Below are 14,086 nucleotides of genomic sequence, written 5' to 3'. Positions count from 1 at the left end.
GACTCGCTTGAAGCCTCCGCTCAATGCGGCAACGTCGGAATCATCCAGCTCAGCACGTGCTGCTGCAGGAACACGAGCACGCCGAGCACCAGCGTCAGGAACACGCTGTGCCAGAAGGTCCGCACGAACACCACGCCTTCCTTGCCTTTGAGGTCCGTGGTGGCCACGCCGGTCGCGATGTTTTGCGGCGAGATCATCTTGCCCATCACACCGCCCGACGAGTTGGTCGCCGCCATCAGCACCGGATCCAGCCCAAGCTGCTTCGCGGCCACCACCTGCAGGTTGCCGAACAGCGCGTTGCCCGACGTGTCGCTACCCGAAAGAAACACGGCGATCCAGCCCAGCGTGGCCGAAACGAGCGGGAACAACACACCCGTGGATGCGACGCCCATGCCGAGCGTATAGCTCATGCCCGAGTAATTGAGCAGGTAGGCCAGCGCCACGATCATCATCACGGTGACGATGGCGATGCGCGTCTGCTTCCAGGTCTGCGCGACGCAGGCAAGGAAGCCGCCGAATCCCACGCGGGTCCACAGCGCCGTAATCACCGCGGCAAGCAGAATCGCCGTGCCGGTTCCGAGCGGCTGAAACGACCAGACCGCCGCATAGGACTTGTGATAGAGCGTCATGTAGACGGCATTGTGCAGGCCGGGCCACTTCACGTTCGCCTGGCCGATCGATGCGATGCCCGCATGCACCCAGAAGATCACAACCACCGAAACGATGATCCACGGCAGCCAGCCGCCGTAGCCGATACGGTCTGCGTGGTTCTTCGCGCGAGCCGAATTGCTCCCTGCATCGCGTGCGATCGCGAACGCCGGATCGGGCTCGGGCTTCCAGACCTTGAGGAAGCTGATCGTGACGATCAGCGAGGTGAGCGACGAGAGCACGTCCGTCAGTTCATAGCCGAGGAAGTTCGAGGTGATGAACTGCGCCAGCGCGAAGCTGCCGCCCGACACGACGAGTGCCGGCCAAAGCTTGCGGATGGAACGCACGCCGCCGTACATGCCCACCACGTAGAACGGCAGCAGGAACGCGAAGAACGGCAACTGGCGGCCCACCATCGCGCCGAGCGTCTGCGGATGCAGCGACGTCACGGCGCCCAGCACCGTGATGGGCACACCAAGCGCGCCGAATGCAACCGGAGCCGTGTTGAAGATCAGCGTGAAGGTGAGCGCCTCGACGGCGGGAAAGCCGAGTCCGACCAGCAGCGCGCTCGTGATCGCCACCGGCGTGCCGAAGCCCGAGATGCCTTCCAGCAGACAGCCGAACGAGAACGCCACGACGAGCAGCACGAGGCGCCGGTCGTCGGGAAGATGGTCGAGCATCCATTGACGGAACTGGTCGAAGCGTCCCGACTTGACCGCGATGTTGTAGAGCAGCAGCGCGTTGACGACGATCCACATGACCGGCATCAGCGCGAGCGTCATGCCGGCGCCTACGGCGTCGAGCGCGAGGCCGGTGGGCATGCCCCACACGCCGATCGCGATCACGAGGCCCGACACCAGCCCCGCGAGCGAGGCCTGCCAGGCGGGCCGGCGCAGAATGCCGAGCATGGCGAGCGCAACCGCGATCGGAACGAGGGCGACGAGAAACGACAGCGCAAGCGAGTTGCCGACGGGTGTCAGCGGCTGCGCGAACAGGGTTCCTGCGGGTAATGCCGAAGCGGCCAAAACGGGATTCACTATGTCTCCAATGTCCCGTGGACGGGACTTTTATCGATATGCTGCCGCGCTCGCAATGAAGCGCTGCTTCGGGATGCGGCGCTGCCCGAAGCAGACGAAAAAAACGGGCGCCGAAGCGCCCGCCCCGTTGCTCAGTCCACCCGCTCCTGACGCTTGAACGCAAGCCGATACCGATGCAGCAGCGGCTCGGTATAGCCGGCCGGCTGGTCCTTGCCTTGCAGCGCGAGCGCGCACGCGGCCTTGAAGGCATACGACGCGTCGAAGTTCGGCGCCATCGGACGATAGTGCGCGTCGCCTGCGTTCTGCGTGTCGACCACGGCCGCCATGCGGCGGAATACGTCGAGCACGAAGTCGCGCGACACGACGCCATGCCGCAGCCAGTTCGCAATGTGCTGACTGGAGATGCGCAGCGTGGCGCGGTCTTCCATCAGGCCCACGTTGTTGATGTCCGGCACCTTCGAGCAGCCCACGCCCTGCTCCACCCAACGCACGACATAACCGAGAATGCCCTGCGCGTTGTTCTCCACTTCGCGGCGGATGTCTTCGTCGCTCCATTGCGCGCGCTCCACGACAGGCACCGTGAGCAGCCCGTCGAGCAGCGCGTCGCGCTCGCTGCGGTAGTCGATGCGCTCCATGTCCTGCTGAACGGCCTGCACGTCCACGTCGTGATAGTGCAAGGCGTGCAGGGTGGCAGCCGTGGGCGACGGCACCCACGCCGTGTTGGCGCCCGCGCGCGGATGCGCGATCTTCTGCTCCAGCATGGCGTGCATCAGGTCCGGCATCGCCCACATGCCCTTGCCGATCTGCGCGCGGCCACGCAGCCCCGCGGCCAGACCCGCGAGCACGTTGTTGCGCTCATAGGCGGTGATCCATGCCGTGGACTTCATGTCGCCCTTGCGCAGCATCGGGCCCGCTTCCATGGCCGTGTGCATTTCGTCGCCGGTGCGGTCGAGGAAGCCCGTGTTGATGAACGCGACGCGCGAAGCTGCCGCCGCAATGCACGCGGAGAGGTTCACGCTGGTGCGGCGCTCCTCGTCCATGATGCCCATCTTGATCGTGGCGCGCGGCAGGCCGAGCAGGTCTTCCACGCGAGCGAACAGCGTGTCGGCGAAGGCCACTTCGCTCGGGCCGTGCATCTTCGGCTTCACGATGTAGATGGAACCCGTGCGCGAGTTGCGCTTCGACTTCAGGTCGTGCATCGCGCACAGCGTCGTCACGACGCCGTCCAGAATGCCTTCCGGAATCTCGTTGCCGTCGCGGTCCAGCACGGCGCCCGTCGTCATCAGGTGGCCCACGTTGCGCACGAACAGCAGCGAGCGGCCGTGCAGCGTGAGCGCCGAGCCGTTCGGCGCGCGGTACGCGCGGTCGGCGTTCAGGGCGCGCGTAAAGGTGCGGCCGCCCTTCGCGACCGTCTCCGTCAGCGTGCCCTGCATCAGGCCCAGCCAGTTGCGGTAGAGCGCAACCTTGTCTTCGGCGTCCACGGCCGCCACCGAATCTTCGCAATCGATGATCGTGGAGACGGCCGCCTCCAGCAGCAGGTCCTTCACGTGAGCCGGATCGGTCGCGCCCACGGGCGTGGAAGCGTCGATCTGGATCTCGATGTGCAGGCCGTGATGCTTCAGGAGAACGGCGGTGGGCGCGGCAGCGTCGCCCTGGTAGCCGACCAGTTGCGACGGGTCGGCGAGCGCCAGCGTGCCCTGTGCGGTCTTGACCGCGAGCGCGCCCGCCTCAACCACGTAGCCGGTCGCATCGCGATGCGAGCCGCCGGCGAGCGGCGCGGCGCGGTCGAGGAAGTCACGCGCGAAGGCCACCACCCGGGCGCCGCGCACGGGGTTGTACGCGCCCTCGCGCGTGGCGCCGCCGTCTTCGGGCAGTGCGTCGGTGCCGTAGAGCGCGTCATACAGGCTGCCCCAGCGCGCATTGGCGGCGTTCAGCGCGTAGCGCGCGTTCGAAAGCGGCACGACGAGTTGCGGACCGGCCTGCGAGGCGATCTCGCTGTCCACGTTCGCCGTGGTCGCCGCAACCTGCGCGGGCGCGGGCACGAGATAGCCGATCTGCGAGAGGAAGGCGCGGTAGGCAGCCAGATCGCGCACCGGGCCCGGATGCGCGCGGTGCCAGCCGTCCAGTTCGTTCTGCAGGCGCTCGCGCTCGGCGAGCAATGCGCGGTTCTGCGGCGTCAACTCATGTACGAGCGTGGCAAAGCCTTGCCAGAACGCATCGGCTGCTACGCCCGTGCCGGGCAGCGCTTCTGTTTCGATGAAGCGGGCAAGCCCTTCGTCGACCTGAAGTCCGTGGTGTTCGATCATTTCGCTTCCTTCCTTCGTCGGCTGATTCTTTAACTCTGATACACGCTCAGGCGGCGACGCTCTTCGCGCCCGCGCTGGCAACCTGTGCGTCCTGGTCGGACTTCACGCCCGACACGCCGACGGCGCCCACGACCACTGCGTCGACGACCACCGGCACGCCGCCCTCCAGTGTCGCGCAGAGTGGCGCGCTAAGAAAGGCGGTGCGACCGCCATTGATCATCTCTTCGTAGGCTTTCGTCTCGCGGCGACCGAGTGCCGCGGTGCGCGCCTTCTCCTGGGCGATGTAGGCGCTGATGGGCGCCGCGCCGTCCAGACGTGCGAACGCGAGCGGGTGCCCGCCGTCGTCCACCACGGCAATGGCCACGGCCCAGCCGTTGCGCTCGGCTTCAGTGCGGGCGGCTTCGAGAATGCGCTGTGCCTCGGCGGCGCCGAGCACGGGTTTGGTCTGCATGTCAGAGGTTCGGTTGAGGGTTGGGGGAAAGCAGGGAATCCACAAGTTCGATCCAGTGGCTGACGGGCGTGCGGCCTGCACCGTTCAGGTGCGTCTGGCAGCCCACGTTGGCCGTGACGATAGCCTCGGGCTGGCCGGCTTCGAGCGCATCGAGCTTGTTGTCGCGCAGTTGCTTCGCGATCGCGGGTTGCGTAACCGAGTACGTTCCGGCCGAGCCGCAGCACAGATGACCGTTCGCTACGCTCGTCAGATCGAAGCCCAGCCGCGTGAGCACGCCCTCCACCGCGCCGCCCAAGCGCTGCGCATGCTGCAGCGTGCACGGGCAATGGACGGCGATGCGCTTGCCGGCGACGGGCGCGAACGCGTCGAGCGGCTCTGCGGCGATGACCTCGACCAGGTCGCGGGCCAGCGCGCTCACGCGCCGCGCCTTGTCCGCATAGGCCGGATCGAAGCGCAGCAGGTCGCCGTACTCCTTCACGAAGGCGCCGCAGCCGCTCGCCGAGATGACGATCGCCTCGGCGCCCGCTTCGATGGCGGGCCACCAGGCGTCGATGTTGCGGCGCGCACGCGCGAGCCCCGCCTCCTGGGCGTTCAGGTGGTATTCGTTGGCGCCGCAGCAACCGGCCCGGGGCGCAGGCGTCACGCTGATGCCGAGGCGGTCGAGCACGCGCGCCGCAGCCGCGTTCGTGTTGGGCGTCAGCGTGGGCTGCACGCAGCCTTCCAGCATCAGCACGCGACGCGCGTGGCGCGCGGGCGGCCGAGGGCTCGGGCGTGCAGTGGGCGCGTGCGCGGGAATTTTCTCGCGCACTACTTCGGGCAGCAGCGCACGCGCGGCGCGGCCCGCACCGAGCAGCCCGGCAAACACACCGGGCCGCGACACGCTGTGACGCAGCCCGGCCCGCAGCCAGCGCTCGCGTGCAGGCCGTACCGTGCGCCGTTCGACCTCGGCGCGGCCGATGTCCAGCAGCGCGTGATAGCGCACGCCGGAAGGACACGTCGTCTCGCAGTTTCGGCAGCTAAGGCAACGGTCGAGGTGCAGGCGCGTCTTTTCCGTCACAGGCTGCCCTTCGAGCACCTGCTTGATCAGATAAATGCGCCCGCGCGGCCCGTCGAGTTCGTTGCCCAGCAACTGGTAGGTGGGACAGGTGGCGTTGCAGAAGCCGCAGTGCACGCAGGCGCGCAGGATGGATTCCGCCTCTTCGGCACGCGCAAGCGACTGCGCGGCTTCGCTCAAATTGGTTTGCATCGTGAGGCACCCAGCGTCAAAGGTCCGCGTACAGGCGGCCCGGATTGAAAATTCCCTGCGGGTCGAGTTGTGCCTTCAGGCGCCGGTGCAGTTGCATCAGGGCGTCGGGCAGCGGCTGGAACGGCGAGTCGGTCAAGCCAGGGGTGAACGCCGTTGCGTGGCCGCCAAGCTCGCGCGCGAGGCTGCGGATGTCATCGGCGCCGGCGGTGGTCTTGAGCCAGCGCTGCGCGCCGCCCCAGTCGAGCAGCGCGTCGCCCGGCAGCGCTGCGAGCGGCGCCTCGAGCGGCACCCCTGCGGGCAGCGACAGGCGCCAGAGCGGCCGTTCGTCTGCGAAAAACGGCAGCGTGAAGTCGCGCAGTTGGGCCCAGAAGGTGGCGTCGGCGTCAGCGCCGCCGATCGCCTCACGAGCGGCCCGCACGGAGCCGGTGCCGCCTTCCAGCCGCAGTTGCAGCACGCCCTGGGCGTAGCAGGCGCCCGTGATGGGCAGCGCGTCGCGGCGCCAGCCGAAGAGCCGTTGGCGCGCGTCCTGCGGCGCAAGTTCAAGCGCGAGGTGGCGCGTGGCGCGCGGCTGCGGCAGCACCTTGAACGACACCTCGGTGACAAGCCCGAGGCAGCCGAAGCTGCCCGCCATCAGCCGCGAGACGTCGTAGCCGGCCACGTTCTTCATCACCTCGCCGCCAAAGCGCAGGTGCCGCGCGTGTCCCGTGATTACCCGGCAGCCCAGCACGTAGTCGCGCACCGCGCCCACCCACGGACGCCGCGCGCCCGAGAGCCCCGCCGCGAGCATGCCGCCCACGGTGGCCGCGCCGCCGAAGAGCGGCGCCTCGAATGGCAGCATCTGCCCCGCTTCGTTGAGCACGGCCTCCACGTCGGCGAGCGGCGTACCCGTGCGCACCGTCATGACGAGTTCGGTCGGGTCGTAGTGGACGATGCCGCGATGGCCGCGCGTGTCGATCTCGCGCACCTCATGTCCATGCGACGCCGCCACGGCACGCCCAAGCCATGCCTTGCTGTCGCCGCCGCGAATGCGCACCGGCGTGCGGGCGGCAAGCGCCGCTTCCACCTGGGCGATCAGCGCGGCGCTGTTGTCCATCGAATCCAGTTCGCGCCGCATCAGAACCGCTCCAGTTCGGGAAAGGGCAGGCCGCCGCGGTGCACGTGCATGGCGCCGAATTCGGCACAGCGGTGCAGCGTGGGGATGTTCTTGCCGGGATTGAGCAGGCCTGACGGATCGAACGCTGCCTTCACGGCGTGGAAATATTCGATCTCGTCGCGCTTGAACTGCACGCACATCTGGTTGATCTTCTCGCGGCCCACGCCGTGTTCGCCCGTGATGCTGCCGCCCACTTCGACGCACAGCTCGAGAATGCGACCGCCCAGCGCCTCGGCGCGGTCCATTTCGCCGGGCTGGTTCGCATCGAACAGGATCAGCGGATGCATGTTGCCGTCGCCCGCATGAAACACGTTCGCGACCTTGAGCCCGTAGTGCTCCGACAATGCGGCGATGCCCTTCAGCACGCGTGGCAGTTCGCGCCGCGGGATGGTGCCGTCCATGCAGTAGTAGTCCGGCGAGATGCGCCCCACCGCCGGGAACGCGTTCTTGCGGCCGGCCCAGAAGCGCTGCCGCTCGGCCTCGTCGCGCGCCACGCGCAGGTCGCTCGCGCCGGCCTCGCGCAGCAGCGCGCCCACCAGTTCGGCGTCTTCCTCCACGTCGTCGCACGCGCCGTCGAGTTCGCACAGCAGGATCGCCTCGGCGTCCACGGGATAGTCCGCGTGAATGAAGTCTTCGGCCGCGCGGATGGCCAGGTTGTCCATCATCTCGAGGCCGCCCGGGATCACCCCCGCGCCGATGATCTTCGCCACCGCGCCGCCCGCGCGTTCGACGTCGTCGAAACTGGCCATCAGGACCTTCACGCTCTGCGGTTTCGGCAGCAGCTTCACGGTGACTTCCACCACCACGCCGAGCATGCCCTCCGAGCCGGTGAAGAGCGCGAGCAGGTCGAAGCCGGGGCTGTCGAGCGCCTCGGAGCCGAGCGTGACGAGTTCGCCGTCGATGGTCAGCACGTCGACCTTCAGGATGTTATGGACCGTGAGACCGTATTTGAGGCAGTGCACGCCGCCGGCGTTCTCGGCGACGTTGCCGCCGATCGAGCAGGCAATCTGCGACGACGGATCGGGCGCGTAGTACAGGCCATGCGGCGCGGCGGCCTGCGAGATGGCGAGATTGCGCACGCCCGGCTGCACGCGCGCGGTGCCCGCGTCGGCGTCGATATCCAGAATGCGGTTGAACTTCGCCATCACGAGCAGGATGCCCCTTTCGAGCGGCATCGCGCCGCCCGAAAGCCCGGTGCCCGCGCCGCGCGCCACCACGGGCACGCCGCGCGCCGTGGCCTCCATGAGCACCGCGCGTACTTCCTCGATGGTGGACGGCAGCGCGACGAGCAGCGGCACCGTCCGATAGGCGGCAAGGCCGTCGCATTCGAAGGGCCGCAGATCTTCGCGGTCAGTCAGGATTTCCAGCGCGGGCGCGCGGACGCGCAGCGCCGCGGCGAGTTCGGCGCGGTCCACCGTCGGCAGCGGGCCGTCGATCGCCTCGTCGTAGGTAAAGCTCATTGCATTGTCTCCATCGCGGGTGCCTCCCCTTGCCGCACCCCGGCGTCTCGAATGCCCGCGATTCTTGGGGCTGGGCGCGCCGCTGTCTACCCCCTTCCGCACTGGTCACACCAGTTCTTTTTCAAGCGCCATTACAGGGGCTCCATTATTTCCATCTATTCCAATAAATTCATGTACTTATGAGATAATCAGGCTATCCCTTAAAAAGTGGTCATACCAGCATGAATAGCAAGGAACAGACGGCCGGCGCCCGGCGCGTTGCCGACGTGGTGGCCGAGCGCATCGAGAAACTGATCGTCGACGGCGTGCTCAAGGTGGGCCAGGCGCTGCCCTCGGAGCGCCGCCTCACGGAAAAGCTGGGGGTCTCGCGCACCGCGCTGCGCGAAGGCATGAAGGTGCTGCGCGCACGCGGCATCATCGAAACGCAGCACGGCAAGGGGTCGTTCGTCGCCAACCTCACGCCGCAGGAGCACATCACGCCGATGATGCACCTGCTCGCGTCGCAGCCACGCACGCTCTACGACCTGTTCGAGGTGCGCGGCATGCTGGAGGCCGAAGCCGCCAGACTGGCGGCGCTGCGCGGCACGGAAGCGGACTTCATCCTCATCACGAGGCGCTATGAGGAAATGAACGCGCCTGAGGCTCAGAATCTACCGCCCGCCGAACGGGCCAGGCTCGATCACGCGTTTCACCGGGCGATCTACGAGGCGTCGCACAACCCCGTTCTCGTCAATACGTTGCAGTCGCTTACCGACCTGCTGCTGAGTTCGGTGTTCGCGTCGGTCAACAACCTCTACCACCGGGAGCCGCTGAAGAAGCAGATCGACCGACAGCACGCGCGCTTCTATAACGCCGTCACGGGACGGTTGCCCGAGCAGGCGCGCCGGGCGGCGAGCGAGCACATCCGCAACGTCGTTGATTATCTTCACGAGATTGAGAACGAAGAGCAGAGGCTCGTGCGGGCAACGCTGCGGCTTGAGGGGTGGACTTGAGGGGTGGTGGGTTTTGTTGTTTGGCCGGTCGCTTTTTTGGGGGGGGGCTGCAGGATGCGTGCTAACGCTGAGATGGACGGCGGGGCGGAATTGAGGGGTTAGGCTTGTAGAGAAAGGCTAGATGGAAACGCTGTCGTCTTCAGGATGGCTAATTGGCGGCGGCGCGGGGTTGAGATATTTGCGGTGCGCCGCTTTTAGATGCGTGGGTGGGGTCGAGCCGAAGGAGTCGTTCACGAGCCCAGCTCTTCGTCCGACTATAGGCTCGGTTGTTAGCCGGGCCCCGCAAAGATAAGCTTCATTCAGAACAATGGGTTGTGTCAGAATTTCTTGGCGCGATCGCGTATGTGTAACCGGACTCACGGGTCCGCCTATTCAGTAGTTAGGGGACAAGAACCGCATCATGGCGAATCGGCCACCACTTACAGACGCTATCGTCGTGGCAGTTTCTCAGCTTGTCGACGATTCTCAAGGCGACCGGCGCGACCCAGCGCACTCGGATATCGAATTCCAAATCGACAAAGCCGGCTTGGCGTCTGCCGATCCGGGTCGGACAAACGGCAAACCAGTCGGAAAATCAAAGCGCGTTCGTGGAGTCTTAAGTTGGGCGCTTTCGAATAACCCTGCCGCCGGAGAAACACTTGTAGCTGGTCTTGTTGCCACGGTTCAAGGCCACGGTGGGTTCCGCGAAACCTCCACCAACTATTGTGGCGCTGAGGCTGTTGCAAATCTTGCCTCGGCTTTCACCACACAAGGGTGGGACCTATTGCCAGACGGATCACTCCAGCCAAAGGTCCTTGATTCCTTGAGAGGTAAGGAACGCACTGCTGCATTGCGCACGTACGCCGATCGTGCACGTCGAGGAGCCTTGGACAGTCCGCTTCTCGCTGGAACAGCCAAAGACCTACTTGAGGCAACAGCTGCCCACGTGCTCGTTCAAAAGTGGGGTAGTTATCCGAGTACGTCGAACTTTCCGACACTGTTAGGGCAAGCATTCACCGCTCTCGGTTTGGCAACCCCAAGTGATGCCGTCGTTTCAGGAGAGCCTGCGCATAAGCGTATGGAGCGCGCTGCATATGAGCTCGGCTGTGCCTTAAATGCGCTCCGCAATAAGGAAGGCACGGGGCACGGTCGGCCATGGGTCAGCGGGATTACGCCGATGCAGGCAACATTTTCTGTGGAGTCCATGGGCAACATTGCATCGCTGATGCTGGATGCTTTGAGTCCATGAGCTTGTCCCCTAATATTTCGCTGCAGCCGACCGTCATCCCGCTGCGCGGGCTGTCGGCGGCTGAGCTCAGGCGTTAGGTTGTCCAGACAGATGACTCGTAAACGAATCTCTGATGATGTTCAAGCTAGTGTTCTTACGCGCTCACGGCGACGTTGTTGCATTTGCTATGGACTCAACCGTGACACAAGCATTAAGCAGGGCCAGATCGCGCATATAGATCAGGATTCGGCTAATGCTGCTGAAGATAACCTCGTCTTCTTATGCATGCCATGTCACGACAAATACGACAGTACCACCCGGCAGAGCAAGAACTTCACGGCTGCTGAGATTCGGCACTTTCGTGAGGAACTCGATCAAGCCCTTACCTCTGCCTTTTCCCAGCCGGTCGCCTTCGGCGAGGTCCTTTCCCAACCACGGCAAAGCTCAGCGAACCATTACATCCGTATTGGCGGGGGCGTCAGTAGCGCCGAACTGACTATTCACACCCTGCCTAACGGCGATGTCCGCGTGGTCGGCGAAGCTCTGTGGGGAACCAATCGGGAGTACGGTCCTAACATCGGCACCCTGGACTTTCTCGCTACGCCAGACGGCGGCGTCGTGCGGTACGAGGATCACTTACTCGGAAAGGAAAGGCCGTACAGGGCCGTTCTGCGCTTCGTCGAGAATGGCCTAGTTTTTGAAGAGGAAGGGTTCAATGGGTGCTTCGGCATGAACGTCACGTTTGCAGGAGAGTACGCAAGGGCAACCTAACAATTCCAAGCCCTCGCCGCTTCGCCGCGCGGCTAAACTCAGGCGTTGACCGTCCGCTTCTGACCCGTCAAGCCCCCAACACCCGAGCGTGACGATCGCTCCGGGCGCAAGACTCATACAAACGCGATGAGTCGACCCGTAGCGGCACCTTGCGTTTCTCCACAACGGACATTCATAGGCATGCCCCACATTTCCCGATCCTTCGCTCAACGCTACACAATCAACACAAAGGCCTTGGGCACACTCAGCGCCCGTTCGTGACACACCCACCAACGATTCGACCACTGCATCGAAACCGCGAAAAAACGCCATTAATCACGCCCCGGTTTCAACGTACGCCCCTCGCCGCATCCCATAGATCTCGATCGCCCAGGCTCGCACGCCATGTTTCAAACTGGGAGCGCCATTGTTCAAAGGGAGCCGTAAGTGGGCGCCGCGGGTCGCCGCTCAAGGAGTACGCCATGCCTTCGATCAGCCACCTTGGCTTAGTTGCGACGGCCAGATTTCCCATTGATTCTGCTTGCCGGTAGTGGATCAGCTCGTGTGCAAGATAAAACGCCTTCCAGCCACGAGGCGCGATAACCAGTCCCAAATTCCCTACGGCTTCTGCCGCGCGCTGCCCCAGTCCAAATAAATCGGCACAGGATGAGGTCGTACAAAACACGACCTGGGGCACCTGCCGAAACGGACCGACCGCAGCCGCTGCCGTAGAGATTCCGCTTTCGTACAGTCGTTGCGCGTCTTCAAGTCGAGCAACGCTGTCGGTGCAGATGTTCGGACGCGGACACGATATCCCCGGCATGAGCGATGGCACGGCAACGCGAAGTGGTTTCACAAAAGCGAGCGCAGCAAGCGGCAGCATTAGCACTGCAAGCATCGACACAAGAAACACGCGTTTCAGATTCATCTCGTTTGCCGTCCTGGTTGAATCATTGAATAGCCTTTCCCGCCATCACCACGCATGGGACGCGTAAGCGTCACCCATGAGACCGCCCGAAGTTGGTCAAACCCGCCCCACACTCACCCGGCGAGAACGGGATCGATCTCATTGCGTGTCAGACCGAATTTCGACATGCGCGCGCGATGGTCCGGCGAACCCAGATATGCCCGAAGCTGCGCGTTTACCGCATTGAGCAAATCGCTGTTTCCTCGATTAAACGAGAACGCTCCGAACGGAAGCGCCCGTTGCGTGCCATTCGTGCCCGGCTCATGCTCCACGGCCTCGAGCATCGAACTGCCCATACGCTGCGCCACGATGCGATTTCCCAGGGCTGTGCTCGCATACGCGTCGATCGCCCCCGAGCGAACGGCAGCAATAGCATCGGCCTGATGCTCGAAGACAACTATCTGATCTTCGCTTACACCCGACGCTCTCGCCGAGTCATGTTGCACCTGTCCCGCAATGATGCCCAGGCGCGCATCGTCGCGTTGGGCGAGTGACGCATAGCTGTCGAGCGCTTTCGGATTTCCCGCCCGAACCAGAAACCCGTCCCCTATCGCCCATACCGGCACGCTGAAGGCGACCAGATTGGCACGTTCGGGTGTCACGAAGAGCGGAACATTCATATCCCAGCGGCCGGCTTCAACGCCGGGCAACAGTTCACTGAACGTCGTCAGGCGATGCTCTATGCGGGTTACTCCGATTGCCCGAAGAATCACTTCGGCCAGGTCAATGTCCGCGCCAGTTGCAGCACGGTCTGCTTTCGTCCAACCGAACGGCGGTTCTTCGATATACGCAATCGTTACCTTCATCGCTGTTTCTCGCGAAATGGAAGCGGCCATCACATCAGCCGATGGTCGACAATTTTATTTGCCTGCGCGGGCATCGCTTTTCCTGCCTTTGCCAGAGACGGCGCGCCGGCTGGCATCCTTCACCAAGCGCTGAGGATTGGCAAGCAGTTCGACCAGCCGTGTCTCGCATCCAGAAAACGAGTACCCACGCCGCTGCGAGACCATGAATGTGAGCGCGCGCATGTGCCATGCACGCCGTCGGAGTTCGACAAGTGTTCCACTCGCAAGGTCGTCCGCAACCATATGACGCGGCATGTGCCCCCAGCACAAGCCACCCCTGAGCAGATCGTGCTTCGCGCCGAGATCATTCACCCACCACTGGCGTTCGCTGGCGACCCCTTGTTGTGTCTTTTCCGCATCGGGCTGATTGTCGGTGACGACAAGCTGGATGTGCCGCCCAAATTCCTCGCGCGGGATGGACCCCGCGATTGCGGCCAGCGGATGCGATGGCGCGCAGACGGTCACCATTTGGGCGTCACATAAATGCTGTCGTTCCATGGTGCCTGGGCTCAGTTCCGGCACGTCCATGATCGTCACCGCCAATGCACACGTGCCGTCGAGAACCAGACGCTCGCCGCCCTGCATGGTCGTCATGCGCAGATTGATGGCAACCGTCGGAAAGTCCGCCTGCACGGTGCGCAGGCATTCGATCAGGTGCGCGCGCGGGAAATAGGTATCCACGGCAATCGAGACCTGGGGGACGCCGGCTTCGGCAATCGCCACCGCGCGCATCTTCATTTCCTCGGTGCGTGAGATCACCCCGCGAGCATCGGGCAGAAGACTGCGGCCCGCAGCCGTAAGCGTCGCTTTGCGCGTGTTGCGCTCGAACAGCATCACATCGAAGGCACGCTCGAGCGCGTTGATCGCGTGACTGATCGCCGACTGCGCTCGCCTCAGTTCCCGCGCAGCCCCGGAAAAGCTTCCCTCATCACACACGGCAACGAAGGCCCGAAGTTGATTGATGGTGACGTTGTCGAGCATGGGTATCCAAAAAGTAGATGACAGCTATAGATATTTAGTCAAT

Annotated in this window: 12 protein-coding genes; 3 read left to right on the top strand and 9 right to left on the bottom strand. The window is 64.3% G+C overall.

Features of this window, described 5'->3' with window-relative positions:
* Positions 1–20: 20 nt before the first annotated feature.
* From P2869_RS19130 to glcD, 6 genes are all read right to left on the bottom strand, one after another.
* Positions 21–1,685, bottom strand: coding sequence for an L-lactate permease (locus tag P2869_RS19130; RefSeq protein ID WP_026121168.1), 1,665 nt, complete (start codon positions 1,683–1,685; stop codon positions 21–23).
* A gap of 131 nt (positions 1,686–1,816) precedes the next feature.
* Positions 1,817–3,991 (bottom strand): malate synthase G, encoded by a 2,175-nt coding sequence (locus P2869_RS19125; RefSeq protein ID WP_277599198.1) that lies wholly within the window; start codon positions 3,989–3,991, stop codon positions 1,817–1,819.
* Between the two features lie 46 nt (positions 3,992–4,037).
* Complete coding sequence (locus P2869_RS19120) at positions 4,038–4,442, bottom strand: heme-binding protein (RefSeq protein ID WP_277599197.1); 405 nt, start codon at positions 4,440–4,442, stop codon at positions 4,038–4,040.
* A 1-nt stretch (position 4,443) separates the two neighbouring features.
* Positions 4,444–5,688, bottom strand: coding sequence for a glycolate oxidase subunit GlcF (gene glcF, locus P2869_RS19115; RefSeq protein WP_277599196.1), 1,245 nt, complete (start codon positions 5,686–5,688; stop codon positions 4,444–4,446).
* Between the two features lie 16 nt (positions 5,689–5,704).
* Positions 5,705–6,802, bottom strand: coding sequence for a glycolate oxidase subunit GlcE (gene glcE, locus P2869_RS19110; protein ID WP_277599195.1), 1,098 nt, complete (start codon positions 6,800–6,802; stop codon positions 5,705–5,707).
* Entirely contained in the window at positions 6,802–8,301 is a 1,500-nt protein-coding gene (glcD, locus tag P2869_RS19105) for a glycolate oxidase subunit GlcD (RefSeq protein ID WP_277599194.1), read from the bottom strand. The genes glcE and glcD overlap by 1 nt, the downstream gene beginning before the upstream one ends.
* 221 nt (positions 8,302–8,522) lie before the next feature.
* Between glcD and glcC the strand changes: the two genes are divergently transcribed.
* From glcC to P2869_RS19090, 3 genes are all read left to right on the top strand, one after another.
* Complete coding sequence (glcC, locus tag P2869_RS19100; protein ID WP_126876055.1) at positions 8,523–9,293, top strand: transcriptional regulator GlcC; 771 nt, start codon at positions 8,523–8,525, stop codon at positions 9,291–9,293.
* Between the two features lie 400 nt (positions 9,294–9,693).
* Complete coding sequence (locus tag P2869_RS19095) at positions 9,694–10,521, top strand: abortive infection family protein (protein ID WP_175852843.1); 828 nt, start codon at positions 9,694–9,696, stop codon at positions 10,519–10,521.
* Between the two features lie 90 nt (positions 10,522–10,611).
* Positions 10,612–11,271 carry a hypothetical protein gene (locus P2869_RS19090; protein ID WP_277599193.1) on the top strand — a complete coding sequence of 220 codons (660 nt, stop codon included), beginning with the start codon at positions 10,612–10,614 and terminating at the stop codon, positions 11,269–11,271.
* Between the two features lie 328 nt (positions 11,272–11,599).
* Here the strand turns inward: P2869_RS19090 and P2869_RS19085 are convergent, their stop codons facing one another.
* The 3 genes from P2869_RS19085 to P2869_RS19075 form a co-directional block, all read right to left on the bottom strand.
* A complete protein-coding gene (locus P2869_RS19085; RefSeq protein ID WP_277599192.1) occupies positions 11,600–12,178 on the bottom strand; it encodes a hypothetical protein in 579 nt (192 codons plus the stop codon).
* A 113-nt stretch (positions 12,179–12,291) separates the two neighbouring features.
* The gene (locus P2869_RS19080; protein WP_277599895.1) at positions 12,292–13,023 is read right to left on the bottom strand and encodes a transporter substrate-binding domain-containing protein; all 732 of its coding nucleotides are present in this window, start codon (positions 13,021–13,023) and stop codon (positions 12,292–12,294) included.
* 54 nt (positions 13,024–13,077) lie between these two features.
* Positions 13,078–14,043: a LysR family transcriptional regulator gene (locus tag P2869_RS19075; protein WP_277599191.1), complete on the bottom strand. Its 966-nt coding sequence runs from the start codon at positions 14,041–14,043 to the stop codon at positions 13,078–13,080.
* Positions 14,044–14,086: the final 43 nt, after the last annotated feature.

Source organism: Paraburkholderia sp. SUR17 (genome assembly GCF_029536165.1).
GTDB lineage: Bacteria > Pseudomonadota > Gammaproteobacteria > Burkholderiales > Burkholderiaceae > Paraburkholderia > Paraburkholderia kururiensis.
This window is presented reverse-complemented; position numbering and strand designations above follow the sequence as displayed.

Excerpts from the sequence above, each read along its gene's own strand:
- P2869_RS19125 (WP_277599198.1), bottom strand. The coding sequence starts at position 3,991 with ATGATCGAACACCACGGACTTCAGGTCGACGAAGGGCTTGCCCGCTTC.
- P2869_RS19120 (WP_277599197.1), bottom strand. The coding sequence starts at position 4,442 with ATGCAGACCAAACCCGTGCTCGGCGCCGCCGAGGCACAGCGCATTCTC.
- glcF (WP_277599196.1), bottom strand. The coding sequence starts at position 5,688 with ATGCAAACCAATTTGAGCGAAGCCGCGCAGTCGCTTGCGCGTGCCGAA.
- glcE (WP_277599195.1), bottom strand. The coding sequence starts at position 6,802 with ATGCGGCGCGAACTGGATTCGATGGACAACAGCGCCGCGCTGATCGCC.
- glcD (WP_277599194.1), bottom strand. The coding sequence starts at position 8,301 with ATGAGCTTTACCTACGACGAGGCGATCGACGGCCCGCTGCCGACGGTG.
- glcC (WP_126876055.1), top strand. The coding sequence starts at position 8,523 with ATGAATAGCAAGGAACAGACGGCCGGCGCCCGGCGCGTTGCCGACGTG.
- P2869_RS19095 (WP_175852843.1), top strand. The coding sequence starts at position 9,694 with ATGGCGAATCGGCCACCACTTACAGACGCTATCGTCGTGGCAGTTTCT.
- P2869_RS19090 (WP_277599193.1), top strand. The coding sequence starts at position 10,612 with ATGACTCGTAAACGAATCTCTGATGATGTTCAAGCTAGTGTTCTTACG.
- P2869_RS19085 (WP_277599192.1), bottom strand. The coding sequence starts at position 12,178 with ATGAATCTGAAACGCGTGTTTCTTGTGTCGATGCTTGCAGTGCTAATG.
- P2869_RS19080 (WP_277599895.1), bottom strand. The coding sequence starts at position 13,023 with ATGAAGGTAACGATTGCGTATATCGAAGAACCGCCGTTCGGTTGGACG.
- P2869_RS19075 (WP_277599191.1), bottom strand. The coding sequence starts at position 14,043 with ATGCTCGACAACGTCACCATCAATCAACTTCGGGCCTTCGTTGCCGTG.